Here is a 24336-nt window from a genome sequence, read left to right on the forward strand (position 1 = left end):
GGCGTCGCTGACTACCAGTAGCGGGGATAGCGTCGGTGGCGAGCCAGATTGTTGACCAGAATGGCGACGATCAACATGATCGCGCAGCCCAGGCCCACCGGCATCAGCGGAAACCACCAGCTCAGGGCATGGATGTCCGGGCCACCGATGACCGCGATCAAGGCCGCGGCGGCACCGGGTGGATGCACGGTATGGGTGAGTTGCATCACCAGGACCGACAGCGAGACGGCCAGCGCCACGGCCAGGGCCGTGGCGCCGAGCCACTCGAAGCAGGCGACGCCGACCATCGCGGAGAGAAGGCTGCCGAGCAAGACGTTGCGGGGCTGAGCAAAGGGGCTCTCCGGTGCGGCATATATCAGGACGGAGGTCGCACCAAACGAGCCGACGACGAGCAACTGGTCGGTCAGCCAGCGTTCCCCCAGCAGGGTGACGGCGCTCATGCCGATGAAGGCCCCAAGCCAGGACCAGGCGGCATCCTGCCAGTCGATATCATGTCGGGACGCGCGGGAACCACGCATCTTGGTCAGATACGATTTCATTATGCAAAAAAAGGTTTCACGATCGAGGGCGGGTGATTCTGCCAGGCAGGGTATCCTGTGGCAACGCATGTTGGGTCATGTGCTTAGGAAACACTGCTTAAATGCCTGCGCATGCAAATCGCTTCGCTATAGCCGCCATCCCTGGCGGCTACCCTGCGGGCCCGCCTAAAGGCGGTTCAAATTCGCTCCCGGCGAATTTGTACGCGGTGCTCGGAAGCTCGCCTAACCTCTCGTTATGTCTCGCTTTCTGTGCTCCGGGCGCCTCGCGTGACCCACATGGATGTGGGAAATGCGATGGCCCGTCGGGAACGGGCCTAGCCTTCACTATGCTCGGCGATTTATTCAGCGCTTCCCTTATGCAACGGGTTCCGAGCATTCACCAGGGGCGATCGGACAGCCAGACCCTGACCGCCAGGCCGCCCAGGTCGGCGTGTTCGAGTGCCAGGGTGCCATCATGCAGGGTGACCAGGTCGTTGACGATGGCCAGCCCAAGCCCGCTGCCTTCCTCATGGCATTGATGTTCATGCCTTCCATACCGATCAGTTCTCCATCGCCGGCATCGAACTCGAATTTCACTACCTGACCCTGGGGACCCAGCATCTCGATTTCGTAGAGCGGCGGGCCGTCGTCACGTTCGAGCTTGACTTCCGGCAGCTCGACCAGCTCGTCGCGACGCACGTCGTCGTGGAGGTCTCGCCAGTGCTTGTCGCCCAGTCCCGGCGGCGAGAGCGCGACGAGCAGCAGGACGCCGCATGCCGTGCAGCAGAGGTGGTGCCACGGTCACATCGAGATCGAGGGTCGCGGGCAGAACGGTCGCGAACTCGAGATCACCACACGCCTGGGGCAGGACGGTGTCGTCGCGGTGGAGCGCGACTGAACCTCTGCTTTACCTCACGCTCTCTCGCTCTCGACGGCAGGCTTCCAGCCTGCCGTTATTCCGTGCGATGGCCCATTGTCCTGCTATACCAGCTTGCTCTGACGAAGCTGCCATTCGACAAGCGGCGGAGCGAAGCTGTCGGGGTCGGCCTGGTCCCAGTAATCGCGAAAGACCGGGTGAAGCGATGCACCGCCCGTGAGCAAGGCGTTCGGTGGCACAAAGTCGAACAAGGTGGCAAGGCTGCGCACCTCGTGGCGGGAGATGCGTCGAATCACGTGCTCCGGACCGAGTTCTCCAGGATGGTCGAGACCGGCGGCAGCCAGCATCTCGGCCAGTGCCTTCAGGGTGTTGGCGTGGAAACGATGCACCCGCTCGGCCTTGAGGGGCACGTCCAGTCGGCTGCCGCGCCGGGGATTCTGGGTCGCCACGCCGCTTGGGCAGCGGTCGGTGTGGCAGCTCTGGGCCTGAATGCACCCCAGGGCAAACATATAGCCTCGCGCGGCGTTGCACCAGTCGGCGCCGAGCGCCATGGTGCGGGCGATGTCGAAGGCGCTGGTGACCTTGCCGGCGGCCCCCACGCGAACCACGTCGCGCAAGCCGGCGCCGACCAGGGTGTTGTGGACCAGCAGCAGCGCCTCGGTGAGCGGCATGCCGAGGCGGTTGACGAATTCCAGCGGTGCCGCGCCGGTGCCGCCCTGGCCGCCATCCACCACCACGAAATCCGGATGGTCGCCTTCCTCGCGCATGGCCTTGACCATGGCAAACCACTCCCAGGGGTGGCCGATGGCCAGCTTGATGCCGACCGGTTTGCCGCCGGACAGGTCGCGCAACTGCCGGATGAAAGCAATCATCTCGCGTGGTGTGGCGAAAGCGCTGTGGGCCGCCGGTGATATCACGTCCTGGCCTGCCGGCACGCCACGAGCTGCAGCGATCTCGGGCGTCACCTTGGGACCGGGCAATACGCCTCCATGGCCGGGCTTGGCGCCCTGGGAAAGCTTGATCTCGATCATCTTCACCGCCTCGAGACTGGCGGTTTCGGCGAATGGCTCGGGATCGAAGCGGCCCTCGGCGTCGCGGCACCCGAAGTAGCCGGAACCGAGCTCCCAGACGAGATCGCCGCCCTGGCGATGATAGGACGATAGACCGCCTTCGCCGGTGTCGTGGTAGAAACCACCTTCCCTGGCCCCTTCATTCAAGGCGCGAATGGCGTTGGCCGACAGTGCGCCGAAGCTCATCGCCGAGATATTGAAGACACTGGCCGAGTAGGGACGGGGTCGACCGGCACCGATGACGACCCGGAAATCATGATTCTCGATGCGTTTCGGCGCCAGGGAATGGTTCATCCATTCGTAGCCGGGGGCCTGCATGTCGCGTTGTGATCCGAACGGCTGCTTGTCGATGGTGTCCTTGGCGCGGCAGTAGACCAGGCTGCGTTGTTCCCGGGAAAAAGGGCGTTCCTCGGTGTCCGACTGAATGAAGTACTGGCGGATCTCGGGGCCGATGGATTCCAGCAGGTAACGCAGATGGGCCAGGATGGGATAATTGCGGCTGACGGTGTGGTGGTGCTGTAGCAGGTCGTATGTGCCCAGGGCGACCAGCAGGCCGAAGGCCAGAATGCCCAGGATCCAGGACCAGGCGGGAACAAGGGCCAGGCCCAGCAGGCAGGCGATGAGGCCGGCAAGGCTGATGGCATAAGCGCCGTAGCGGCTCGGTAGGCGGTACATGGGCAGGCTCTTCTTGCGATGAGGATTCGGCCATTGCATGTCGCGGAAGGTCGACTGTCAATTCGCGCTGGCGGACGCTAGCGTGTCAGGCATCGTCTTGTCAGATGTGCTGGAGGCAGGCCATGACGCAGCGCCACCGTTTCGACACCATCATCGTCGGCGCCGGCACCGCCGGCTGCTTGCTCGCCAAGCGCCTGACGGAGGATGGCGAGAGACGCGTGCTGCTGATCGAGGCAGGAGGGCGCGACCTGCATCCCTGGATTCACATTCCCGTCGGTTATCTTTACTGCATCGACAACCCTCGCACCGACTGGTGCTTTCGAACCGAACCCTCGCCGGGTCTCAACGGTCGGCGGCTGGTCTATCCGCGTGGCAAGACGCTCGGTGGCTGCTCCAGCATCAATGGCATGATCTACATGCGTGGCCAGGCACGGGATTACGACCACTGGGCAGATGTGACCGGCGATGATGCCTGGCGCTGGGCGAACTGCCTGCCCGATTTCATGCGTCACGAGGATCACCACCGTCTCGATGACGAGACCGGCGTCGATGCCGCGCATCGTGACTTTCATGGCCATGGCGGCGAATGGCGGGTGGAGCGTCAGCGGCTTCGCTGGGAGGTACTCGAGGACTTTGCCCTGGCCGCCGAGCAGGCGGGTATCCCCCGGGTCGATGACTTCAATCGCGGCGACAACGAGGGGGTGGATTATTTCGAGGTCAACCAGCGTGGTGGTTGGCGATGGAACACTGCCAAGGCGTTCCTGCGTGGCATCGAAGGGCGCGACAACCTGACCCTCTGGCACTCGAGCCAGGTGCAGTGCCTGGGCTTCGACGAGGAGGCGTCGGGGCGACCCCGTTGCGCCGGCGTGCGGGTGAAGCGGGGCGGTGAAATCGTCGAGGTGCAGGCCGCCCGGGATGTGGTGCTGTGCGCCGGCGCCATCGGCTCGCCGCAGTTGCTTCAGTTGTCCGGTATCGGCCCGGCCGGGCTGCTCGCCGAGCACGACATTCCCCTGGTCGCCGACCTGCCGGGCGTGGGCGAAAACCTGCAGGATCACTTGCAACTACGCTCGATATATCGCGTCGACGGCGCCGATACCCTGAATACCCGCGCCGGTTCCTGGTTCGGCAAGACACGCATCGGCCTGGAATACCTGTTGCGGCGCTCCGGCCCCATGAGCATGGCACCCTCCCAGCTCGGTGCCTTCACGCGCAGCGACCCGGACCGGCCTCATGCCAATCTCGAATACCATGTGCAGCCGTTGAGCCTGGAGGCGTTCGGGCAACCGTTGCACGACTTCCCGGCGATTACCGCCAGCGTGTGCAACCTCAATCCGACCAGCCGGGGCAGGGTGCGGATTGCCGGTCGGGACCCGTCCCTGGCACCGCTCATCTCGCCCAATTACCTGGATACCGAGGAGGACCGACGGGTCGCGGCAGACTCGCTGCGGGTCACCCGGCGCATCATCGCCCAACCGGCCCTTGCCGGGTATCGGCCGGAGGAGGTCAAGCCGGGCGCGCGCTACCAGACCGATGAGGAACTGGCGCGCCTGGCCGGCGATATCGGCACTACCATCTTCCACCCCGTGGGGACGGCCGCCATGGGCGCTGCCGATGACCCTCTGGCGGTGGTCGACTCGCGCCTCAGAGTGCGTGGTGTCTCGGGGCTGAGGGTGGTGGATGCCAGCGTGATGCCGACCATCACCAGCGGCAACACCAATTCGCCGACCCTGATGATCGCCGAGAAAGCGGCCAGCTGGATGCTGGCCGAAACGTCATGATCTCGTCATATATGACAAATAGTGTTTGACCTGCGCCTCTCGCTGGCGCATGCTAGCTCGCAGTAGGTTGGCAAGTCGAACATCGCAAGTGGTCATCGAAACGCTCAGGCATCGATTTCCCGGTGAAACGTTTCTTGTTTTACCCACTGCTACTCGGGTATTTCCCGGCAAATCAATGCTATTCGAGGAATTCGAAAAATGGCTACCGGTACTGTCAAGTGGTTCAACGACACCAAGGGCTTTGGCTTCATCTCTCCGGACGACAACGGTGACGACCTGTTCGCTCACTTCTCCGAGATTCAAGCCGAAGGCTTCAAGTCTCTGCAGGATGGCCAGAAGGTCTCCTTCGACGTCACTCAGGGCAAGAAAGGCCTGCAGGCGTCCAACATCAAGGTCGTCGACTGATCGTCGATTGTCCTGATGCAGGATAGACCACCGATCGGGTGGTCGATTGGCGGGGCCCGCGAAAGCGGGCCCCGCTTGCGTTGTGCGGGAAGAAATGTTGCCCGGCGCTAGTGTCCTGTTTCGGAGGTTCGTTGAAGAGGTGGCGAGCGCATTGGGTCGCCAGGCAAGGCGCCGCGACGAGGCATAGCAGCGCTATGGCGAGGAGTGGCAACACGGCATGGCGGCTCAAGGGGCCGCCAGAATTCTACAGTCAACCTCTGATACAGGACACTAGGCCGCGATTTCTTCGGCGCCGCCGTTGCGCTAGGGTGTGGCTTTTGTCTGTGGAGATGATGTCGCCATGAGCGCACCCGACGAGTTGATCATCGAACCGGCCAACGGCAAGGTCGCCGATGCCTGCGTGTTCATCCTGCATGGCCTGGGCGCCGACGGCCACGACTTCGAGCCCCTGGTGCCGGCCCTGGCACTGCCTGCCGATGCCGGCGTGCGCTTCATTCTGCCCCATGCGCCGCGTCTGCCGGTGACCGTCAATGGCGGCATGGTGATGCCCGCCTGGTATGACATCACCGAAATGAGCCTGGACCGCAAGGTCGACGAGGCGCAGCTCAAGGCCTCGGCCGAACGCCTCCAGGGCTTGATTCAGGAGCAGATCGACCACGGCATCGCCCCCGAGCGTATCATCATCGCCGGCTTCTCCCAGGGGGGCGCCGTGGCCTATGAAGCTGCCTTGAGCTTCCCTCGACGCCTGGGCGGGTTGCTGGCCATGTCGACCTATCTCGCCACCGCCGACAGCCTCGAGTACGCCGAGGCCAACCGAGACCTGCCCATCGAGGTGCATCACGGCAACGTCGACCCCGTGGTACCCGAGTCGCTGGGGCGTGCCGCCCACGACCGCCTGCAGAACATGGGCTACCCGATCGAGTATCGGCAATACCCCATGGCCCACGCCGTCTGCCCTCAACAGGTCGCCGATATCGGCCGCTGGTTGTCCGCCCGGCTCGGAGGGTGAGGGTGGACCGGTTGTTGGCGATCACCTCCCGGCCGGGTATGGTCCATGAAGGGTAGTGGTCGCTGCACGCCAGGGTTGGCATGCAGGGTCAGCGTGAGCTGGAAATTGGTGAAAACCGGCAAAGAGGAGACGCCCATGGCGTTATCGGAAGATTTACGGTTACCCGTGGCCTGCCCGAATTGCGGCAGTCATCTGATGCGAGCCCCCGGCACCAGGAATCCTGATGACAAGGTGCATTGTGCGTCCTGTCAGCGTTTCGTCTGCCTCTATCACGAGGCCTGCAAGGTATTGAGGCAGGGGCCGGGCAGCGACAGCGAGGCGTTGATCGAGAAGGCGGTGAACCGCGGTGCCTGAGGGCTCCCTCGGGTTTTCCTTGAAGATAATGAAGGACCGGCGACATTGAACTGACCCCCCAATAGTTGGACGGTTCATTCAGCCGGCGCTCAAGGCCTGAGCCCTGTATTTTACGGGACTCAGGCCTTTTTAGTTTCAGCTCGATGGCCGTATCGCGCTTAGAGCAGTTCCTCGCCGGCGAGAGCCAGGCGCGAGCGTTCGACGCTCATCAGGGTCACGTGGCCTGCGTGGGCCCAGTCTCGGAAGTGTTGCACCACGGCGGCCATGCCGCAGGTGTTGGCGGTGAGATAGGGCGTATCGATCTGCCCCACGTTGCCCAGGCAGACGATCTTGGTGTTGCGTCCGGCGCGGGTGATCAGTGACTTGAGCTGTTTGGGCGTGAAGTTCTGGGCCTCGTCGATGATCAGGAAGGTGTCGTTGAGGGTTCGGCCACGCATGAACCCCGGGGCGCGGATCTGTACCCGAGAGCCGAGCAGCTGGCGGGTGGCTTCCTGGTTCCAGGTGGTGCTGCCGTCGTGCTCATCGCGCAGCAGGTTGTCCATGTTGTCGTGAAAGGCACCCATCCAGGGTGACATCTTCTCTTCCTCTGTACCGGGCAGGTAACCAATGTCCTCGCTCATCGAGATGGGGGCCCGGGTGAAGACCACCCGCTCGAAGCGCTTGGTGTCCAGCGTCTGCTGGAAGGCGGCGGCGAGCGTCATGAAGGTCTTGCCGGTGCCGGCGCTGCCGGCGATGGTGACCAGGTCGATATCGTCGTCCATCAACAGGTTGAGCGTGAAGTTCTGGCGACTGTCGTGAGCGTGGACGCCCCATACGCTGGCGCCGTGACGATAGTCGGTGAGCAGCTCGAGCTGGGCGTGTCGAGGGCTCACCTCGCGCACCACGGCTTCGAAGCTGGCGCCGTTGTCGTTGTCCGACACCAGCATGCCCAGGTGCCAGTCTTCCGGTATCTCGCCGTTGAGGCGATAGACCACCCGGTCGTCCTCGCGGTCTACCTTGACGTCGGCACGCAGGCCTTCCCACAGGCCGCTGCCGTCGTGACCGGCGTCGGGATAGATGCGGGCGCCGCCGATCATGGCGTCGCTGTCGTCGAAGGCGCGATCGGTGAGGTAATCCTCCACGGGCACGCCGAGTGCCGCCGCCTTGACCCTCAGGTTGATGTCCTTGGTCACCAGCACGACCGAGGCATCGGGGCGTTCGTCACGCAGCCGGCAGGTCTCGGTGAGCAAGCGATTGTCGGGGCTGTCCTCGAGCGGGTCGAGGGGCTTGAGGTCGTTGTAGCAGAGCAGGCGCAGGCGGCCTTCGGTGCCGGTGAGGCGGGGAATGGGAATGCCGTCGCGAATCTGGCCGATATCGACGTTGGCGGTGAGGTCGGACAGGGTACGGCTGACTTGCCGGGCGGTGCGAGCGATCTCGCGGATGCCGTTCTTGTGCTTGTCGAGTTCCTCGAGCACGGTCATCGGGATCACCACTTCGTGCTCATCGAACTGGTAGAGGGCGGCGGGGTCGTGGATCAGGACATTGGTGTCCAGCACGTAAAGCCGGGTGGCTTTCTTGTCGATGCGTACCATCGCGCAGCTCTCCTGATTGTCACCGGATCGGCGTCACCATCATGACGCCTCGATGTCGACACTGTCAGCGCGAAATGTCAGGTCTGTGACAGGGCGCGACGTGTCTCCCTGATGGCGTGGCGTTTCCTCCTGTCGAATTGGACATTGAATGATGCCGAGGGTGCGATGTCGGCATTGTCGTCAGTGCTTTCTCAGCATGGACCATATCGTCAAGTCTGCAAGTAGACGAGCCTCACGGCCGCGTCAACGAAACGGGCCCCGCCTGCCGGCGGGGCCCGTGGTGTCAGCCTTGCACCATGACGCGTCCGTCGTGCAGGACGATCCGCCAGGTACGCAGTTTGACCTGCTCGTCTTCCACGCATTGTCCATCGCTCAACCTGAAATGCTGCTTGTAGAGCGGCGAGGCCACGACAGGCTCGCCCGCCACGTCGCCGACGATGCCCCGGGCGATGACATTGGCGCCGGAGAAGGGGTCGTGATGGTCGATGGCATAGAGCGCCGGTTCGTGGCCGGGCAGGTAGAAGATCGCTATCTGGACGGGGCCATCGTCGGTCTCGAGCCGGGCGGCGATGCCGGAGTGGGCGACCAGGTCCTCACTGGTGCACAGGGGCTGCCAGGTGTCGGGCATGGTCAGGTCTTCTGCGGTGGCGGTGGTCATGGGAAAGTTCCTCTTGTTTAGCGTTCACCAGGGAGCTTGATTGGGGCCATTTCCTTTATGCAGGCCTGAGTTGGCCGCGCTCCTCGGTCACGATAATGTCCGGATCCGGCCGCTCGTCGTTGACGAAGCTGCGGAAGCGCTTGAGCTTGTCGGGATCGGAGAGGACGCCGGCCCACTCGCACTCGTAGTTGTCGATCACCGTCTGCATCTGGCGCTCGAGCTCGTCGCCGAGTCCCAGGCTGTCGTCGATCACGACCTCCTTGAGATAGTCGAGCCCACCCTCCAGGTTCTCGCGCCACACCGAGGTGCGTTGCAGCCGGTCGGCGGTGCGCACGTAGAACATCAGGAAGCGGTCGATATAACGGATCAGGGTGTCGTCATCGAGATCGGTGGCGAACAGCTCGGCATGGCGAGGACGCATGCCGCCGTTGCCGCAGACGTAGAGATTCCAGCCGTGCTCGGTGGCGATCACACCGACATCCTTGCTCTGTGCCTCGGCGCACTCCCGGGTGCAGCCGGAGACGGCGAACTTGAGCTTGTGCGGCGAGCGCAGCCCCTTGTAGCGATTCTCGAGATGGATCGCCATGCCCACGCTGTCCTGTACGCCGTAGCGGCACCAGGTGCTGCCGACGCAGGATTTCACCGTGCGGGTGGCCTTGCCGTAGGCATGGCCGGTCTCGAAGCCGGCCTCGATCAGCTCGGCCCAGATGTCGGGCAACTGTTCGAGACGGGCGCCGAAGAGGTCGACGCGCTGGCCGCCGGTGATCTTGGTGTAGAGGCCATATTTCTCGCCGACCTCGCCCAGCACGCGCAGCCGGGTCGGGGTGATCTCGCCGCCGGGAATGCGCGGCACCACCGAATAGGTGCCGTTCTTCTGCATGTTGGCCATGAAGGTGTCATTGGTGTCCTGCAAGGGCACGTGGGCGGCATCGGTGATCGGCTCGTTGAAGCAGGAGGCCAGGATCGAGGCCACGGCCGGCTTGCAGATATCACAGCCCAGGCCATGGCCGTGTTTTTCGATCAGCTCGCCGAAGGTCTTGATCCCCTCGACCCGCACGATCGAATACAGCGCCTGGCGAGTATGGGCGAAGTGTTCGCAGATCGATTGATCGACCTCGACACCGCGCGCCTCCAGCTCGCTGTCGACCACGCTCTTGAGCAGTGCCGCACAGCCGCCGCACCCGGTACTCGCCCTGGTGGCGCCCTTGACCGCGCCGAGATCGTCGCATCCGGCGTCGATGGCCTCGCAGATTGCGCCCTTGGTGACGTTATGGCAGGAACAGATCGAGGCCGTCTCGGGCAGGGCGTCGGGCCCCAGGGTCGGGGCGCCCTCGACGCCGGGCAGGATCAGCGAGGCCGGATCCTCCGGCAGTTCCAGGCCATTGGCGTAGTACTGCATCAGGGTGTCGTAGGTGGCGTTGTCGCCCACCAGCATGGCGCCGAGCAGCTTCCTGCCATCGCTGGAGACGACCATCTTGCGGTATTCCTGCTTGAGCTGGTCGAAGTATCGGAACTGGCGGGCGCCCGGCGAGCGGTCGCCATGGGCGTCGCCGATGGCCCCGACGTCGACGCCGAGCAGCTTCAGCTTGGTGCTCATGTCGGCGCCTTCGAAGGTCAGGCCGCCGCCGCACAGGGTGTCGGCGGCGGCCTTGGCCATCTGGTAGCCCGGCGCCACCAGGCCGAAGATACTGCCTTGCCAGAGCGCGACCTCGCCGACGGCGAGAATCGCCGGATCACTGGTCAGGCAGCGGTCATCGATGACCACGCCGCCGCGTTCGCCCATCTCCAGGTCGGCATCGCGGGCCAGTTCGTCCCTCGGCCGGATGCCCGCCGAGAAGACGATCAGGTCGGTCTCCAGCAGTTTGTCGTCCTGGAAGACCATGCGGTGGCGGCCGGTGTCGCCATCCTCGATGTACTGGGTCGCCCGGTCGGTCAGGACCTGCACGCCCAGTGCCTCGATCTTCTCGCGCAGCAGCTCGCCGCCTTCGGTATCGACCTGCATCGGCATCAGGCGCGGGGCGAACTCCACCACGGCGGTGTCCAGCTCGAGCCCGCGCAGGGCGTTGGCTGCTTCCAGGCCCAGCAGGCCGCCGCCGACCACCACCCCGGTGGTGGCCGAACGGGCCACCTCACGGATGGCGTCGAGATCGTCCAGGGTACGGTAGACTAGGCAGCCGTCCCGGTCGCCGCCGGGGATCGGCGGCACGAAGGGGTAGGAGCCGGTGGCCAGGACCAGGCGATCGAAGGCATAACGCCCCCGGGGCGTGATCAGCTCGCGGGCGTCGCGGTCGATGGCGGTGACCGCCTCGTTCAGATGCAGTTCGATCCCGTGTGCCTCGTAGTAGTCGGCGGTCGAAAGCGCGAGGTCATCGGCGTCGCGACCACTGAAGTACTCGGAGAGGTGCACTCGGTCGTAGGCCAGGTGACGTTCTTCGCCGAACACGCGGATGCGGTAGTGCCGATGGGCGTCGCGTTCGACGAGTTGCTCGACGAGGTGATGGCCGACCATGCCGTTGCCGACGATGATCAGGTCCTGGGGAGCGGAGTTCGATGCCTTCATGCGGCCTCCTGGTCGATAGTGTCGGTGGCTGAGGTAGTGGCCGGGGCGGCGTCTGAGGCGTCGTCGAGCAGGGTCTCGGTATCGGCCTGGCCGAGCAGCAGTGCGCGACGCGCGGCGCCGAAGCGTGTGCCATCCCGGGACTGGTCGAACAGCCAGGGTCCCATGGCGGTATCGCCATAGAGCACGGCACTGTCGACACGGCCGTCACGCAGCAACAGGCGGCGATATTCGCCCTGCTCGGGATCGTGATAGGTGAGGACGTCGTGGTCCGGCGTCGCCTCGATGGGACCGAAGGCGTACAGCGACACGCCGCTGATCTTGAGCTTGGTGGCGGTCGGATGGTCCCGGTAGCCGGGCGTGTCCTCGCCGGTCAGCCGGGCGGCGAGCACCTCGACCTGCTGCCATATCGGTTCCACCAGTCCGAAGGTGCTCGACCCGAACTGGCAACACTCGCCCAGGGCATGGATGGCGGGATCCGAGGTGGTCAGCCGTTCGTCGACGCGAATGGCACGATCGCAGTCGAGGCCGGCGGCGCGGCCCGGTTCGACGTTGGGCGTGATGCCGGTGGCGATCACCACATGATCGGCGGCCAATCGGCTGCCGTCGGCGAGATGCACCGCGCACACCCGCCCATGACCGTTATCTTCCAGCTCGCTCAAGTGGCCGTCGGTGATGATCTCCAGGCCTCTCGCCTCGAGCTCGCCGCGCAGCAGTCCGGCAGCGGTGACGTCGAGCTGGCGGTTCATCAGACAAGTACTGCGCTGGATCACCCGGACCCGCATGCCTCGCTTGCGGAGTCCCTCGGCGGCTTCCAGGCCGAGTAGGCCACCGCCGATCACCACGGCGCGCCCGCCGTGTCGAGTGGCCCGGGTCAGAGTCTCGGCGTCGCCCAGATCACGGAAGCCATGCACACCTTCGAGGGCTACGCCGGGGACCGGCGGCATTGCGGAACGCGAGCCGGTGGCCAGCACCAGGCGATCGTAGCCGAGGGTCGCGCCCCGGTCGGTGGTGACCCGGCGTGCATCGCGGTCGATGCTGGTGACGCGTTCGCCGAGCCGGGTCTCGATGTGCGTGTCGGTCGGGGTATACCCGGGCAATCGCAGGGCGTCGCGTTCCATCTCGCCGGCCAGCCAGGGCGACAGCAGAATACGGTTGTAGGCGGCGCTGGTTTCCTCGCCGATGACGGTGATTCGGCGCGGTGGTCGAGGCTTGCTGCACAGTGTCGCGACCAGGCGATGGGCGGCCATGCCGTTGCCGACGATCACCAGGTGATCGATGGGGGCCCGGTCGTCGGGGCGTGTGAGGGCATCGGGTCGCATATCGCAACCTCCTGAAAACGCAAAAGACGTCCCTACGCTCCCGGCATCGGGGGCGCTGAGACGTCTTTGTCCGAAAGCATGAGGCGATCGCCGTTGACCGCCGGGGCCGGTGCGGGTCGGGACCCGCGTATCGGCGCTGTTCACCCGGAAAGGTTCAAGTTCTACGCCATCTTCATGGTGGATATTTAAAAATCAGTAAGTTACAGATCTTTTCGTGGGTCACGGTCTGCGCCATGTCCTGCTGCGTGCACGTCATTGGTGCGTGGCGGCATCGAAATGCGCGGGGCTGTAGCAGGTCGACAGGGTGCGCATGTCCAGTACGCGACCGCTCTCGCGCATGTGCTGGTCGAGGTGCTCGGCGACATGGGACATGATCTCGGCGGTCGGGCGTGGATCGCCGACCAGACACTGCCAGGCCGGTGGAGCATCGGGCGCCAGGCTTTCGAGATGCTCGATGCTGCGATCCAGGTAGGGGGGCAGCTCCAGCCAGCCCAGTGCGCGTCGCGCATGGTCCGGCGAGGCACCGAGCCACTGTCCGGCCTTGTGAAGGGCACGGATCAGGGCCGCCAGGGTGGCGGGATAGCGCAGGGCCCAGGAGGCCGTCACGCCGAGAACCTTCTCGGGGTGCGCGGGCCATAGTTGGGCACCGCTGGCGACGACGCGCCCGACATCGCGATATCGGGCGAGGCTGCCCCAGGGCTCGCCGACGCAGAAGCCGTCGATCTCGTCGTTTTCCAGCGCCTCGACCATGCGGGGCGGGGGCAGGGCACCCAGCACCACCTGATGCTCGATGTTGATGTCGGCACTGGCCAGCCATTCGCGCAGTTGGTAGTGCTGGCAGGAGTAGGGATAGACCATCGCCAGCCGAGGTGGTCTGCCGCGATGGTCGTGGAGGCGAGCGGCGAAGCGTCGGGCATTGTCGCGGGGATCGCGATCTTCGACGATGTCGTCCATGCCCTCGGACCAGCGTCGCGACAGCACGATGGTGTTGCCGCCACGGCCGAGGATGAAAGGGGCCAGGGTTTCGCAGGGCGCACGCGACAGGCCGAGACTCATGGCCAATGGCAGGGGGGATAGCATGTGGGCGCCGTCGAGCAGGCCGGAGGCGACCTTGTCACGCAGCGTCGACCAGGCGTTTTCCCGCGAGAGTGCCACCTCGAGGCCTTCGTCGGTGAAGAAGCCGGCCTCCCTGGCGATGATCGGCAGGGCGGCGTCGAGCAGGGGGATGAATCCCAGCGTCAGTCGTTCGAGTTCGGGGGTGCGCGGCGCGCTCATCGTCCCTTCTCCAGTTGTTCGAGGATGTCGATCACGTTGTTCGCCACATCGCCGATACGCTGCCCACGGTCCATGGCCAGCTTGCGTAACATGCGGTAGGCCTGGGGCTCGTCGCAGTCCTGATGCTTCATCAACAGGCCCTTGGCGCGCTCGATGCGCTTGCGTTCGGCCAGTTGGGTTCGGGCCTGATCCAGTTCACGGCGCATCGACTGGAAGGATTCGAAGCGGGCGATGGCAACTTCCATGACCGCCTTGACCCGACCCGGTACCAGGCCGTCCACCACATAGGCGCTGACGCCGGACTTGAGCGCGGCCTGCATGGTCTCGGGATCATGCTGGTCGGCGAAGAACACCACCGGACGGGGGTTCTCGCGGTTGAGCAGCGACATGCTGTCGAGGGTGTCGCGATCGGGGGACTCCATGTCGATGATCACCACATCGGGCTGATGTCGGGCGACCATCTCGTTGAGGCTCGTCGGGGCCTGCAGGCGACAGATGACCTCGTGGCCCTCGTTGGCGAGGGCTTCCTCGACCATGGCGGCCCGCACGATCTCGTCGTCGACCAGAAGGACTTTCAAGGGCTGAGGCATGGTGGCGTGGCTCGTTGCATAGGGTCTTTGGAGATATGCAATGCAAGACCCATTCCAGATCGGGTGACGCCGATGAATGCCTGCGCGGCTCGGCCATGGTGTCACGTAGGGCCCCGATATGGCGTGCAGGCTCCGAGATTCCCGTATCGTGCGCCTCGAGCTTGATACCGCTCGTCGGGTGCTCGGCGCGTCTCCCGGCCGGAATAAGGGAGGGTGATGGAGGGCCCTGGCCGAAGCGGGGACGGACCGGAGCCGGGGGGCATTGCACCGAAGCGGTGCGAGTGGGGTGGCGAGATGCGCCCGACATGTGCGGCGACATCGCGTCCGTCGGCGCCGATGTCGGTACGGAACGCGCCACGCCGGGGCTCGACGTACTTGGCATGGCACTTGCTATCCAAATGGGTGACCAGGATGAACCAAGGGTGGTTCATTCATCGGCAAAGACGCCCACCGCTTCTCCGCAGCCTCGGCTGCCGTGAGGCGGTGGGCGTCGTCGTTTCGGCAGTCGTCCACGACGGGAGGAAAGCGTCATGTCCAGTGCCCCAACGCAAGACGCACGCACCACATGCCCTTATTGCGGCGTCGGTTGCGGCGTGCGCGCCGAGATGCAGGAGGGCCGGGTCGTTGCCGTCGAGGGCGACACCGAGCATCCGGCCAATTACGGTCGCCTGTGCGTCAAGGGATCGGCTCTGCATGAGACGCTCGGCGATCGGGGGCGGCTCATGCGTCCTCGGCTGGACGGCGCCGAGGTCGACTGGGACACCGCCCTGGATGCCGTGGCCGACCGCCTTGCCGAGACACGGCGCGAGCACGGTCCGGACGCTCTTGCCGGCTATCTCTCCGGGCAATTGCTCACCGAGGACTATTACGTCGCCAACAAGCTGTTCAAGGGCTTTCTCGGCACGCCGCATCTGGATACCAATTCGCGACTCTGCATGGCCTCGGCGGTGGCCGCCTACAAGCGCTCGCTGGGAGCCGACGTCGTACCCTGCAACTATGAAGACCTGGAGGACGCCGAACTGGTGGTGCTGGTGGGCTCGAACCTGGCCTGGAATCACCCGGTGCTGTTCCAGCGCCTGCGCGTCGCCAAGACGCGCAATCCCCTGCTGCGGGTGGTGGTGATCGATCCGCGCATCACCGATACCTGTGAGCTGGCCGATCTCTACCTGGGCGTCCGCCCCGGCAGCGATGCTCGCCTGTTCACGGGGCTGCTGGCCTGGATGGCCGAGCGGGGCAAGCTCGATCGTGTCTATCTGGCGCGTCACACTCGAGGGCTGGAGGACGCCCTGGAGGCGGCACGACAGGACGATGTCTCGATCGAGGCCATCGCCGCCGACTGCGATGTCGATCCCGAGCGCCTGGAAACCTTTTTCTACTGGTTCGCCAGCCAGTTGCACGTGGTCACGCTCTACTCCCAGGGGATCAATCAGTCGAGCAGCGGTACCGACAAGTGCCAGGCGATCATCAATTGCCACCTGGCCGGTGGCAAGATCGGCCTGCCCGGTGCCGGTCCCTTTTCCATCACCGGCCAGCCCAACGCCATGGGCGGGCGCGAGGTGGGCGGACTGGCCAACCAGCTGGCCGCTCACATGGACTACGACAGCCCGGGGGTTGTGGAGCGGGTGACACGCTTCTGGACCACCGAGTCGCTCGTCCCGTGTCCCCCGGCCGCGCCCGGGCACAAGGCGGTATCCCTGTTCGAGGCCATCGAACGCGGCGAGGTTCGGGCCCTGTGGATCATGGCCACCAATCCCGCCGTCAGTCTGCCCGATACCCACCGGGTGCGTGCGGCGCTGGCCAGGTGTCCGCTGGTGATTGTCTCGGAATGCATGGCCGATACCGACCTTCTGGAGGTTGCCGACATCGTGCTGCCGGCCTCCGGCTGGTCCGAAAAGGATGGCACCGTGACCAATTCCGAGCGTCGCATCTCGCGTCAGCGCGGCCTGATGACGCCGCCGGGCGAGGCTCGCCACGATTGGTGGATCATCAGCGAGGTGGCGTGGCGCCTGGGGTTCGGCGAGGCCTTCGACTATGCCCATCCGGCCGACATCTTCGTCGAGCATGCACGCCTGTCCGGCTTCGAGAACGAGGGAGAAGGGCGGCGCTGTTTCGATATCTCCGCCCTGGCCGAGCTGGACCGTTCGGGCTATGACGCCCTGGCACCGATCCAGTGGCCGGTGACGCGCCAGGCGCCACGGGGCACGCCCCGGTTGTTCGAGGATGGACACTTCGCCACCCCCGATGGCCGGGCTCGACTCTTGCCGGTGAGGCCGCGAGGCCCGGTCCAGGTCCTCGGCGAACATCGACGCTTCCGCCTCAATACCGGTCGGGTCCGTGACCAGTGGCATACCATGACGCGTACGGCCCGGGCGTCGAGGCTGATGAACCACCGCACCGAGCCCTTCATCGAGGTGCATCCTGAGGATGCCCGGGCGTTGGGTCTGGCCGATCAGGGGCTGGCGCGGCTCGAGGGCGAGGGCGGCGACTACCGGGGCCGGGTCCGGATCTCGCCGGCTCAGCGGCGCGGCGAACTGTTCGTGCCGATCCACTGGAGCGACCGCTTCAGTGCCTCGGCGCTGGCCGGCGCGCTGCTGGCGTCGCATGTCGATCCCTTGTCCGGCCAGCCCGAGTCCAAGCATGGTGCCGTGGCCTTGACGAGACTGCCCTGCGCCTGGGAAGCCACTCTGGTGGTCGCCGAAGACCTCACCGTGGGGGAGCGGGTGCGCCAGGCGACCGCTTATTGGGCGCGAATTCCCATGGCCCATGCCGAACGCTGGCAACTGGCGGGCGATCCCGCCGCCACCGGGCGTGACTGGTTGGCCTGGCTGGCCGATGTCCTGCCGGTGTCGGCCTCGCTGTGGTGCGACGATCCGGCCGATGGTCGGCTGCGTGCCGCGGGGATCGAGGCCGGCCGACTGCGCTGGTGGCTGATGGTCGGTCCGCCGGCCGAGTTGCCCGGACTGGCCTGGCTCGACGAACGGTTCGCCGAGGCGGCCGAGGGCATCGGCCTGGAGGCGGGCCAGCGGCGTCGGATACTGGCCGCCTGCGAGGACGGGGCCGCCGACGACGGACCCCTGGTGTGCAGTTGTCACCAGGTCGGACGGGGCGCCATCGCGTCGGCCATCCGCGAGGGCGATACCAGTGTCGAGGCGCTGGGCGCCCGGCTGGCCTGCGGCACCCAGTGCGGCAGCTGCATCCCCGAATTGAAATCACTCATCGAAGAGGAGAGGGCCCATGCGTCGCATCCCGTCCCTGATGTCGAGCCGGCTTGAGGCTGTCCTGCGCCCATGGCGTGGCCGTCCCTTGCATTCGCTGGCGCGCGTCGCCTTCTCCTGGTGGGCATCGCAGTGTCCACCGAGCGATGAGCCGGCCGCCGCGAGCCGGCACGGCGACCGGGACGGGCGGGTGTTTCTGGTTGGTGCCGGCAGCGGCGACGTCGAGTTGTTGACCCTCAAGGCTGCCCGGCTGCTGAGGGAGGCCGACGCCGTGGTCTATGATCGTCTGGTGGGTGACGAGATCCTGGCCTTGATCCCTGCCGGGCGGGAGCGTTACTACGTGGGCAAGTCGCGAGGGCACCACAGTGTCGCCCAGGCCGAGATCGGCGCGCTGCTGGTGCGCCTGGCCGGCGAGGGCAAGCGGGTCGTCAGGTTGAAGGGCGGCGACCCCGGCGTCTTCGGGCGCATGGGCGAGGAACTGGCCACACTGGATGGTGCCGGTATCGGCCGCGAGATCGTGCCCGGTATCACGGCCGCTTCGGCAGCCTGTGCGAGCATGGGGATTCCGCTGACCGATCGTGGTCACGCCCAGCAACTTCGTCTGATTACCGCCCAGCAGTGTCGCGAGGGTGGCGAGCCGGACTGGCCCGCCCTGGCGCGTCGTGACGAGACCCTGGTGTTCTATATGGGTCTCTCCAGGGTTGCGCCGATCTGTCGCGGCCTGCGCGGTGCCGGACTGCCCGACGATTGGCCGATCATGCTGGTCGCCAATGCCAGCCTGCCGGAGCAGGAGGCGCTCGTCGGTACCCTGGCCGACATGCCCGAGCGGCTTGCCGCCCATCCGCTGCCGTCACCCTGCCTGATCATCGTGGGCAGCGTGGTGCGTCTCGCCGAGGTTCGTCGGCTCGTCGACTCGGAGGTGATGCACGCGATCGAAGCGCACCGCGAGGATGCCGACATCTACCACTGACGCTGCTGCTCGCCGGGCGTCACGCTCGGGTCGAGCAAGCGCCAGTAGGTGAGCAAGGGATGATCGGCCGTCAGCCGGGCGTTCAGTTCGCCATGGCCGCCGAGCAGCGAATGATCGAGACGCAGTAGCGCATCAGTTGGCTCGCCGAGCGTGAATTGCCACGCATCATGGCCCTGGGCGCAATCGAGCCTCAAGGCTGCCCGTTCCAGGGGAACGATCTCGGGGGCTTTCAATTGCAGTGACGGGCTCGTGAGCCGTCCCTCGGCCGTCAGGCAACCGCCAGGCCTCATCCGGCCCTCCAGGTGCCCCTCCAGCCTGCCGTCGATGCCGATGCCACTGCCCATGGGCAACGCCGAGGTGTCGAGGGCCGCAAGGTTCCCGCCTGCGAGCTGCCAGGCCACGGTCAGGCCCTCCAGTCGTGCGTTGAATACCCAGCCATCGCCGATGTCCAGGTGCAGCTCGGGGCGCCAGCCATCCAGGCCGAGGTGCCAGTTCAGCGGTTCGAATTTCAGGGGCCAGCCGGGCCGGGGCTCGATGATCAGTGCGGCGGCCTGGCCATCCAGCAGTCGACCGCGAGGCTCTTCCAGGCTGACTGGCCCGGGCAGGTTGGCCACGATGAGGCCCGACAGGGCACCAAGCGGAAGGGTGAACAGCAGGGTGAGACCGAAGATGCCGCCGATGAGGATGGTCTGGGCCGCCCGGCCGATGGCGCGCCTCATGGCGAGGCCTCGTCATGTCCGTCGATGGGCCGGTGCTCGAGTTCCGCCACCAGGGTCATCTCCAGCGCCAGGTCGTCGTCCGACGTTCCTGTCAGCGACCATTCGGTGGCCCACCAACCGCGCCGAGCCGCCCAGCGAGCGAAGTCCGTGACGGTTTCCGGTCGTTGAACCTGCCCTTGAAGGTGCAGGCCATGGGGCTGTGACGCCAGGCGCGGCGCGACGATGCCGTTTCGCTCGGCGACGGCCAGCCAGCGGTCCTGCGCCAGTGGCTGGATGGCCGGCAGACGAGAGGCGGCAGCCGGTGGTGGTGCGGCCTCGATGACGTCGATATCACCGAGCCGCGAGATGGCCAGGTAGCCGAGCAGGAGGACGATGATGCCGGCACCGAGCCCCAGGGTGCGGCGCTCCCTGGGCTCGCGAGACTGCCAGGCCCGCTGCAGCGGCGAGCGCAAGGACGTCAACGAGATCATGGTGAGTGTCCTTCATGGGGAGCGGAGGAAAGGTCGATCTCCAGAGTGAGTGTCGTCGGCGTGTCGGTGAGTCGGCCGAGGGCGGCGAGCCGAGGGCGCAGGGCGTCCATTTCGGCTTCGCTCGACCCCTCCAGGGCCCAGCTCAGATGCAGCCGCTGTCCCGAGACCGCCAGGCGTTGCAGCCTGGCGCGATCGGGCATGTCGCTCATGGCGGCCAACTGTTCCTCGATGCGCGTGCGGCGTTGGGCGAGGTCGGCCAGGGCCGAGGTGCGTTCTGCCAGGCGTTGTCTGGCGTCGTCCGCGTTGTCGGGCGTGGCAATGAAGCGGGCGGCTACTTGTTGTTCGGTCGTCTGTCGGGTGGATTGATGGCCTTCCCAGGCGACGAGCCCGGTATGCAGCAGGAGGCACATCACGATCAGCCCGGTACGGCGCCAGGGCAGCCAGGCCTTGGCGCCTTCCAGCGAGATCGGCAAGCGAGGATGTGGTCTGGCCTGGCCCGGCAGGGGGGCGGGCCGAGGCAGGTGGTGAGGCAGGTGGCGTCCGAGAAAATTCAGGCGTGCCAGCGTGCTTTCGTCGTCGAGGGGCTGGTGCCACTCACGATCGGCCAGGATCGGAGGCAGGGAGGCATGGCGTGGCCAGACCAGCCAATGACAGCGCCCCGGCGCCTTGTCTTGATCGGTGTCGTGCCAGCGCAACATCCAGTCGTCATCGGCGGGCAGGGCACAGAGGGCACGTTCGGGGGGATCGGGTTGCCCCAGGAAGGCCGGTGCCCAGGCCGTCGGGGAGAGCCCGGCCCGGGCCAGCGTGGCCTGCCAGTCTTGAAGTCGCGAACGCGCAGCCCCGACCAGCACCAGGCGGCCTTGAGTGTGGTCGAGCCGTGCCAGTTCCAGCGGCTCCCGGTGGCCCTCGTCGCAGCGGTGTTGGTCGACGAGCAGTGGCCACTCATCGCGCTTGAGTCCCTTGGGGGCAGCGAGTTCGAAGCGGGTGACCGAGGCTGGCGGCAGCACGAGAATCGGGTCGTGGCCCGTCGACTGTAGCGCCCTGGGCAAGGGATTGCCCGGTGTCCAGTAGCCGCCCGGCGGTGTCGTCGTGTCGTCGAGCAGCGTCCAGTACCAGGGGTCCGAATGATACCGAGGAGTGGCTGGCGGCATCAGAAGCAGCCGGGCTCGAGGGGGCTTGTGGCCGCGTTGAACGCGAGGGAGTCGGTTCAGCATCGATCTCATGAAGACTCCTCGGTGGAAGGTGTGGGGTAAGGGGAGCGGGGCGCTTCACCGCGATAGCGCTGCAGGATCCGGACCCGGGCGGCGGGTACCCTGGGTTGCCAGGGGCTCACCCCCTCGGCTTGAAGCAGGCGTACATAGCGGTATTGGCGGTCGCCGATCTCGATTCGGATATGCAGACGCAACAGGTCTGGCGTCAGGGTCAGGCGACGGGCGAGCTCGTCGAAATCATCGGGGTCGCCCAGGGCGCTGCGCACGGCGTCGACATCCGGGTAGCCGGCGGCGGGACGCGATCCGAGCAAGCGTTCGAGCTGCCCGCGCGGAATCCGGCCCTCGAGCAGGGCATCGAGCAGTTCGACCCGTTCGACGGCCAGGCTGTTGAGGTTGAGCATCAGCGGCCCGGTGTCGGGGTAGGCGCACAGCCCCTCGGGCAGGCGCCGGGAACGCCGACTGTTCAGCGGAGCCAGCCAGTTGACCTCACTGATGTCGGCAAGGGGGGTGTTGGCCGTGGTGCGTGGTCCAAGGCCGGTGCGGACATCGTTGGCATAGTCGGGACCGTCGAGACTGCCGGAGCGGGCCACGCCGTCGGGGTCCATCCAGTCCATCAGCCGGGAAAGAATGGCATTGGTCGAGAGGCCTGACACGGGACGTCCCTGGAGATGATGGTCGATGTAATGGGTCAACTGGCGCCTGGTGAGGGGAGCGTCGGGGCCTGCCAGGGCATTGAGGTTGAGGCAGCCACGCAGGTCCTCGACGTTGAGGTGGATGTGGCCATGGTCGGTGGGGTAGGACAGCGAACGTCCACGCAGGCTCTGCCACCAGAGTCCCGCCTGGCGGACGGCGGCGTCGGTCAGGGCACGGCGTGCGATGACCTCGGCGCCTTGCGCATAGAAGTCGGCCTGGGTCTGCGCCTGGAGCTCGCTCAGGCGGGCCAGGTCCCGGCGGCCCTGTTCGCTCAGGCTCGTCAGGGTCAGGCTGACCAGTGCCAGGCACAGCAGCACCATCAGCAGGGCGGCGCCGTCCTGACGCGTGCCGGGGGGCAACGGGCGGTTCATGGTTGAACCTCCGGCAGTCGCACGACGATGTCGTGTTCCCGACCATGACGCTGCCAGCGCAGACGTAGCCCACGTACCGTCCGGGCGTCGGCCGTGGCTGGCGTCTGGCGCCACTGGCCGTGCTCATGGAAGGCGATCTCGAGGGTCTCGATGCCGGTCAGCCGGGCATCCTGCTGCCACTCAGGCGTGTCCACGGCATCGAGCAGGCCGGTGGAGGCCAGTTGCAGTTCGCCTTGTTCGAGATTCCAGCTCAGGCGCTGGCGGCGCAGGCGACTGACCCGGTCGCCCAGCGCGACGGGGTCACCGACCAGCGCGACCCACTCCAGCATGCCCGGTTCGGGGCGGTAGTCCAGGCGATGGTTGAGCAGCGGTTGTCCCTGCTCATGCAGGGAACGGCGCACCAGGGCCTGGAGACGATCTTCCAGGCGGCGGGTGAAACGCATGTCCTGGCGCTCGTCCGGCGGTGTGGCAAAGCGCTCCTGGGTGGCCGCCAGGCCGTTGACCAGCCCCGCCACGGCGACGCCGATCAAGGCCGTCAGCGCGATGGCGATGACCACTTCGAGCAGGGTGAAGCCGGCCTCGCGCGGCATTCCCGCGGGTTGGTTCAAGGTCCGTCTCAAGGGCTGGTGCAAGCTCATGGCGCCAGAAACACCGTGAAGTCGAGACTGCGCGGCGCCGGCAAGGGGGTGTCGGCCACGCTCAGGGTGCCGCGGCGCAACTGCTTGACCGGCGTGGCCACGACGTCCAGGCGCCAATGGCAGTCGTACCCGGTCAGGTGGCGTTGACCTTCGTGTCGGCCGACACTCGGCCAGTAACCGCCGAGACTGAACTCGCTGTTCAGGGCGCGGGCACACATCACCAGCGGTAGTCGCTCGTGTTCCAGCTGGGCCGTTCGGGTTCGCTGATGCACCGCCTGGCTGACCAGGGCGGCGATCACGGCCAGGATGAACAGTGCCACCATGACCTCGAGCAGCGTGAAGCCGTCGGTATTTCGGGGCTCAGGCATCATCTCTCTCCGTGGCATCCTGCACCATTGTTTCCCGTACCCCCAGGGCATCGATGACCAGGCGACGTCGTCGGTCGCCGCTCACCAGGTCCAAGTGCCCGCCCAGCACCTCGCCATCGGGCCACCAGACCAGCCAGGGCACCATGCTGTCCTCGGGGGCGGACGGATCGCGCTGGAGGTGGATATCGAGTTGCCATTGCCGGGCGGGAAGGGCCTTCGCTTCAAGCGTCTGCCATTCGGCGCTGCCGGCGTCCCGGGTCACGAACGTGTATCCCGTCGCGCCGGGGAGCAGCCCGATGACCCGCTGCTGCTCCATGGCCTGGATGGCGGCTCGTTCGAGATCGATACGCAATCGCTCCCGAGCACTGTCGAGCGTCGGGCCGGCATCGCCGTCGAGCCATGCCACGCTGAGTCCGGCAAGGGCTGCGATGATCGTCAGTACGATCAACAGCTCCAGCAGGCTGAAGCCTGACTGGGCACCGGCCTGGCGATGTCGTGAAGGGGGCTGACGCATGGCAGCCGGGTTCGAGAGTGACGCCATTGTCGGGCCTACAGCATCCAGTTGCCGATGTCGGCATCGTTGCCTTCGCCGCCGGGTTGCCGGTCGGCGCCCAGGCTGAAGACATCGAAGCGGCCGTGTTCGCCGGGGCTTCGGTAGTCGTAGGGATTGCCCCAGGGATCATCCGGCAGGCGACGCACATAGCCTTCCTGGCGGTAGTTGGCGGCCAGCGGTTCCTGGCGAGGAGCCTCGACCAGTGCCTGGAGCCCCTGGTCGGTCGTGGGGTAGCGGTGATTGTCGAGCCGATACATGTCGAGGGCCTGTTCCAGGGTGGCGATATCGGCCCGGGCCTTCTGTTGCATGGCCTTGTCCTGATTGCTGAGCACATTGGGCGCGACGATGGCGACCAGTAGCCCGAGGATGAAGATCACGACCATGACCTCGAGCAGGGTGAAGCCGGCCTGTGTGCTGGGGGAAGGGCGTGACGGTGTCATGGAAGGTCTCCGGGTGGGGGGGTGGAACG

General features: G+C 66.0%; 23 protein-coding genes. 6 read left to right on the forward strand and 17 right to left on the reverse strand.

Annotated elements, in window-relative coordinates; translation table 11 throughout:
* Positions 1–11: 11 nt before the first annotated feature.
* The 3 genes from LU493_RS02065 to LU493_RS02075 form a co-directional block, all read right to left on the reverse strand.
* On the reverse strand, positions 12–539 hold the full coding sequence (locus LU493_RS02065; RefSeq protein ID WP_275286118.1) for an HPP family protein: 528 nt from the start codon (positions 537–539) through the stop codon (positions 12–14).
* A gap of 354 nt (positions 540–893) precedes the next feature.
* Positions 894–1217: a PepSY domain-containing protein gene (locus tag LU493_RS20005; RefSeq protein WP_428994510.1), complete on the reverse strand. Its 324-nt coding sequence runs from the start codon at positions 1215–1217 to the stop codon at positions 894–896.
* A 282-nt stretch (positions 1218–1499) separates the two neighbouring features.
* Positions 1500–3140 (reverse strand): FMN-binding glutamate synthase family protein, encoded by a 1641-nt coding sequence (locus LU493_RS02075; protein ID WP_275286119.1) that lies wholly within the window; start codon positions 3138–3140, stop codon positions 1500–1502.
* 122 nt (positions 3141–3262) lie between these two features.
* On the opposite strand from LU493_RS02075, the gene LU493_RS02080 reads away from it, so the two are divergent.
* From LU493_RS02080 to LU493_RS02095, 4 genes are all read left to right on the forward strand, one after another.
* Complete coding sequence (locus LU493_RS02080; RefSeq protein WP_275286120.1) at positions 3263–4918, forward strand: GMC family oxidoreductase; 1656 nt, start codon at positions 3263–3265, stop codon at positions 4916–4918.
* Positions 4919–5116: 198 nt separating this feature from the next.
* Entirely contained in the window at positions 5117–5323 is a 207-nt protein-coding gene (locus tag LU493_RS02085) for a cold-shock protein (RefSeq protein WP_013332996.1), read from the forward strand.
* Positions 5324–5663: 340 nt separating this feature from the next.
* On the forward strand, positions 5664–6332 hold the full coding sequence (locus tag LU493_RS02090; RefSeq protein WP_275286121.1) for an alpha/beta hydrolase: 669 nt from the start codon (positions 5664–5666) through the stop codon (positions 6330–6332).
* A 135-nt stretch (positions 6333–6467) separates the two neighbouring features.
* The gene (locus LU493_RS02095; RefSeq protein ID WP_275286122.1) at positions 6468–6686 is read left to right on the forward strand and encodes a hypothetical protein; all 219 of its coding nucleotides are present in this window, start codon (positions 6468–6470) and stop codon (positions 6684–6686) included.
* A gap of 158 nt (positions 6687–6844) precedes the next feature.
* Here LU493_RS02095 and LU493_RS02100 read toward each other — a convergent pair whose 3' ends face one another.
* The 6 genes from LU493_RS02100 to LU493_RS02125 all read right to left on the reverse strand — a co-directional run bounded on the left by LU493_RS02100 (position 6845) and on the right by LU493_RS02125 (position 14659).
* A complete protein-coding gene (locus LU493_RS02100; RefSeq protein ID WP_275286123.1) occupies positions 6845–8257 on the reverse strand; it encodes a PhoH family protein in 1413 nt (470 codons plus the stop codon).
* 283 nt (positions 8258–8540) lie between these two features.
* Positions 8541–8915, reverse strand: a complete 375-nt coding sequence (gene nirD / locus LU493_RS02105; RefSeq protein WP_275286124.1) for a nitrite reductase small subunit NirD — start codon at positions 8913–8915, stop codon at positions 8541–8543.
* Positions 8916–8970: 55 nt separating this feature from the next.
* The gene (gene nirB / locus LU493_RS02110; RefSeq protein ID WP_275286125.1) at positions 8971–11475 is read right to left on the reverse strand and encodes a nitrite reductase large subunit NirB; all 2505 of its coding nucleotides are present in this window, start codon (positions 11473–11475) and stop codon (positions 8971–8973) included.
* A complete protein-coding gene (locus tag LU493_RS02115; protein ID WP_275286126.1) occupies positions 11472–12794 on the reverse strand; it encodes an NAD(P)/FAD-dependent oxidoreductase in 1323 nt (440 codons plus the stop codon). The genes nirB and LU493_RS02115 overlap by 4 nt, the downstream gene beginning before the upstream one ends.
* A gap of 252 nt (positions 12795–13046) precedes the next feature.
* A complete protein-coding gene (locus tag LU493_RS02120) occupies positions 13047–14069 on the reverse strand; it encodes a CmpA/NrtA family ABC transporter substrate-binding protein (protein WP_275286127.1) in 1023 nt (340 codons plus the stop codon).
* Positions 14066–14659 carry an ANTAR domain-containing response regulator gene (locus LU493_RS02125; RefSeq protein WP_064697988.1) on the reverse strand — a complete coding sequence of 198 codons (594 nt, stop codon included), beginning with the start codon at positions 14657–14659 and terminating at the stop codon, positions 14066–14068. The genes LU493_RS02120 and LU493_RS02125 overlap by 4 nt, the downstream gene beginning before the upstream one ends.
* 530 nt (positions 14660–15189) lie before the next feature.
* Here LU493_RS02125 and LU493_RS02130 point away from each other — a divergent pair.
* Both LU493_RS02130 and cobA read left to right on the forward strand, forming a co-directional pair.
* The gene (locus tag LU493_RS02130; RefSeq protein ID WP_275286128.1) at positions 15190–17931 is read left to right on the forward strand and encodes a nitrate reductase; all 2742 of its coding nucleotides are present in this window, start codon (positions 15190–15192) and stop codon (positions 17929–17931) included.
* A complete protein-coding gene (gene cobA, locus LU493_RS02135) occupies positions 17894–18844 on the forward strand; it encodes a uroporphyrinogen-III C-methyltransferase (protein WP_275286129.1) in 951 nt (316 codons plus the stop codon). Before LU493_RS02130 ends, cobA begins: the two co-directional genes overlap by 38 nt.
* Here the strand turns inward: cobA and LU493_RS02140 are convergent.
* From LU493_RS02140 to gspG, 8 genes are read right to left on the reverse strand one after another with little or no spacing between them, the layout of a single operon-like run.
* Positions 18835–19563 carry a hypothetical protein gene (locus LU493_RS02140; protein ID WP_275286130.1) on the reverse strand — a complete coding sequence of 243 codons (729 nt, stop codon included), beginning with the start codon at positions 19561–19563 and terminating at the stop codon, positions 18835–18837. The genes cobA and LU493_RS02140 overlap by 10 nt on opposite strands.
* Positions 19560–20033: a hypothetical protein gene (locus LU493_RS02145; RefSeq protein WP_275286131.1), complete on the reverse strand. Its 474-nt coding sequence runs from the start codon at positions 20031–20033 to the stop codon at positions 19560–19562. Before LU493_RS02145 ends, LU493_RS02140 begins: the two co-directional genes overlap by 4 nt.
* A complete protein-coding gene (locus LU493_RS02150; RefSeq protein WP_275286132.1) occupies positions 20030–21256 on the reverse strand; it encodes a hypothetical protein in 1227 nt (408 codons plus the stop codon). Before LU493_RS02150 ends, LU493_RS02145 begins: the two co-directional genes overlap by 4 nt.
* Complete coding sequence (gene gspK, locus LU493_RS02155; protein WP_275286133.1) at positions 21253–22308, reverse strand: type II secretion system minor pseudopilin GspK; 1056 nt, start codon at positions 22306–22308, stop codon at positions 21253–21255. The genes LU493_RS02150 and gspK overlap by 4 nt, the downstream gene beginning before the upstream one ends.
* Positions 22305–22916, reverse strand: a complete 612-nt coding sequence (locus LU493_RS02160) for a type II secretion system protein GspJ (RefSeq protein ID WP_275286134.1) — start codon at positions 22914–22916, stop codon at positions 22305–22307. The genes gspK and LU493_RS02160 overlap by 4 nt, the downstream gene beginning before the upstream one ends.
* Before the next feature lie 26 nt (positions 22917–22942).
* On the reverse strand, positions 22943–23314 hold the full coding sequence (gene gspI, locus LU493_RS02165) for a type II secretion system minor pseudopilin GspI (protein ID WP_275286135.1): 372 nt from the start codon (positions 23312–23314) through the stop codon (positions 22943–22945).
* Complete coding sequence (locus LU493_RS02170; protein WP_275286136.1) at positions 23307–23828, reverse strand: prepilin-type N-terminal cleavage/methylation domain-containing protein; 522 nt, start codon at positions 23826–23828, stop codon at positions 23307–23309. Before LU493_RS02170 ends, gspI begins: the two co-directional genes overlap by 8 nt.
* A gap of 35 nt (positions 23829–23863) precedes the next feature.
* Positions 23864–24307 (reverse strand): type II secretion system major pseudopilin GspG, encoded by a 444-nt coding sequence (gene gspG / locus LU493_RS02175; protein ID WP_275286137.1) that lies wholly within the window; start codon positions 24305–24307, stop codon positions 23864–23866.
* Between the last annotated feature and the right edge of the window lie 29 nt (positions 24308–24336).

Source organism: Halomonas elongata (genome assembly GCF_029081005.1).
Lineage (GTDB): Bacteria > Pseudomonadota > Gammaproteobacteria > Pseudomonadales > Halomonadaceae > Halomonas > Halomonas elongata_B.

Excerpts from the sequence above, each read along its gene's own strand:
- nirB (WP_275286125.1), bottom strand. The coding sequence starts at position 11,475 with ATGAAGGCATCGAACTCCGCTCCCCAGGACCTGATCATCGTCGGCAAC.
- LU493_RS02085 (WP_013332996.1), top strand. The coding sequence starts at position 5,117 with ATGGCTACCGGTACTGTCAAGTGGTTCAACGACACCAAGGGCTTTGGC.
- LU493_RS02095 (WP_275286122.1), top strand. The coding sequence starts at position 6,468 with ATGGCGTTATCGGAAGATTTACGGTTACCCGTGGCCTGCCCGAATTGC.
- LU493_RS02100 (WP_275286123.1), bottom strand. The coding sequence starts at position 8,257 with ATGGTACGCATCGACAAGAAAGCCACCCGGCTTTACGTGCTGGACACC.
- LU493_RS02130 (WP_275286128.1), top strand. The coding sequence starts at position 15,190 with ATGTCCAGTGCCCCAACGCAAGACGCACGCACCACATGCCCTTATTGC.
- LU493_RS02075 (WP_275286119.1), bottom strand. The coding sequence starts at position 3,140 with ATGTACCGCCTACCGAGCCGCTACGGCGCTTATGCCATCAGCCTTGCC.
- LU493_RS02140 (WP_275286130.1), bottom strand. The coding sequence starts at position 19,563 with ATGAGGCGCGCCATCGGCCGGGCGGCCCAGACCATCCTCATCGGCGGC.
- LU493_RS02080 (WP_275286120.1), top strand. The coding sequence starts at position 3,263 with ATGACGCAGCGCCACCGTTTCGACACCATCATCGTCGGCGCCGGCACC.
- LU493_RS02065 (WP_275286118.1), bottom strand. The coding sequence starts at position 539 with ATGAAATCGTATCTGACCAAGATGCGTGGTTCCCGCGCGTCCCGACAT.
- LU493_RS02145 (WP_275286131.1), bottom strand. The coding sequence starts at position 20,033 with ATGATCTCGTTGACGTCCTTGCGCTCGCCGCTGCAGCGGGCCTGGCAG.
- LU493_RS02170 (WP_275286136.1), bottom strand. The coding sequence starts at position 23,828 with ATGCGTCAGCCCCCTTCACGACATCGCCAGGCCGGTGCCCAGTCAGGC.
- gspG (WP_275286137.1), bottom strand. The coding sequence starts at position 24,307 with ATGACACCGTCACGCCCTTCCCCCAGCACACAGGCCGGCTTCACCCTG.
- LU493_RS02150 (WP_275286132.1), bottom strand. The coding sequence starts at position 21,256 with ATGAGATCGATGCTGAACCGACTCCCTCGCGTTCAACGCGGCCACAAG.
- LU493_RS02125 (WP_064697988.1), bottom strand. The coding sequence starts at position 14,659 with ATGCCTCAGCCCTTGAAAGTCCTTCTGGTCGACGACGAGATCGTGCGG.
- cobA (WP_275286129.1), top strand. The coding sequence starts at position 17,894 with ATGCGTCGCATCCCGTCCCTGATGTCGAGCCGGCTTGAGGCTGTCCTG.
- nirD (WP_275286124.1), bottom strand. The coding sequence starts at position 8,915 with ATGACCACCGCCACCGCAGAAGACCTGACCATGCCCGACACCTGGCAG.
- LU493_RS02115 (WP_275286126.1), bottom strand. The coding sequence starts at position 12,794 with ATGCGACCCGATGCCCTCACACGCCCCGACGACCGGGCCCCCATCGAT.
- LU493_RS02090 (WP_275286121.1), top strand. The coding sequence starts at position 5,664 with ATGAGCGCACCCGACGAGTTGATCATCGAACCGGCCAACGGCAAGGTC.
- gspK (WP_275286133.1), bottom strand. The coding sequence starts at position 22,308 with ATGAACCGCCCGTTGCCCCCCGGCACGCGTCAGGACGGCGCCGCCCTG.
- LU493_RS02120 (WP_275286127.1), bottom strand. The coding sequence starts at position 14,069 with ATGAGCGCGCCGCGCACCCCCGAACTCGAACGACTGACGCTGGGATTC.
- gspI (WP_275286135.1), bottom strand. The coding sequence starts at position 23,314 with ATGCCTGAGCCCCGAAATACCGACGGCTTCACGCTGCTCGAGGTCATG.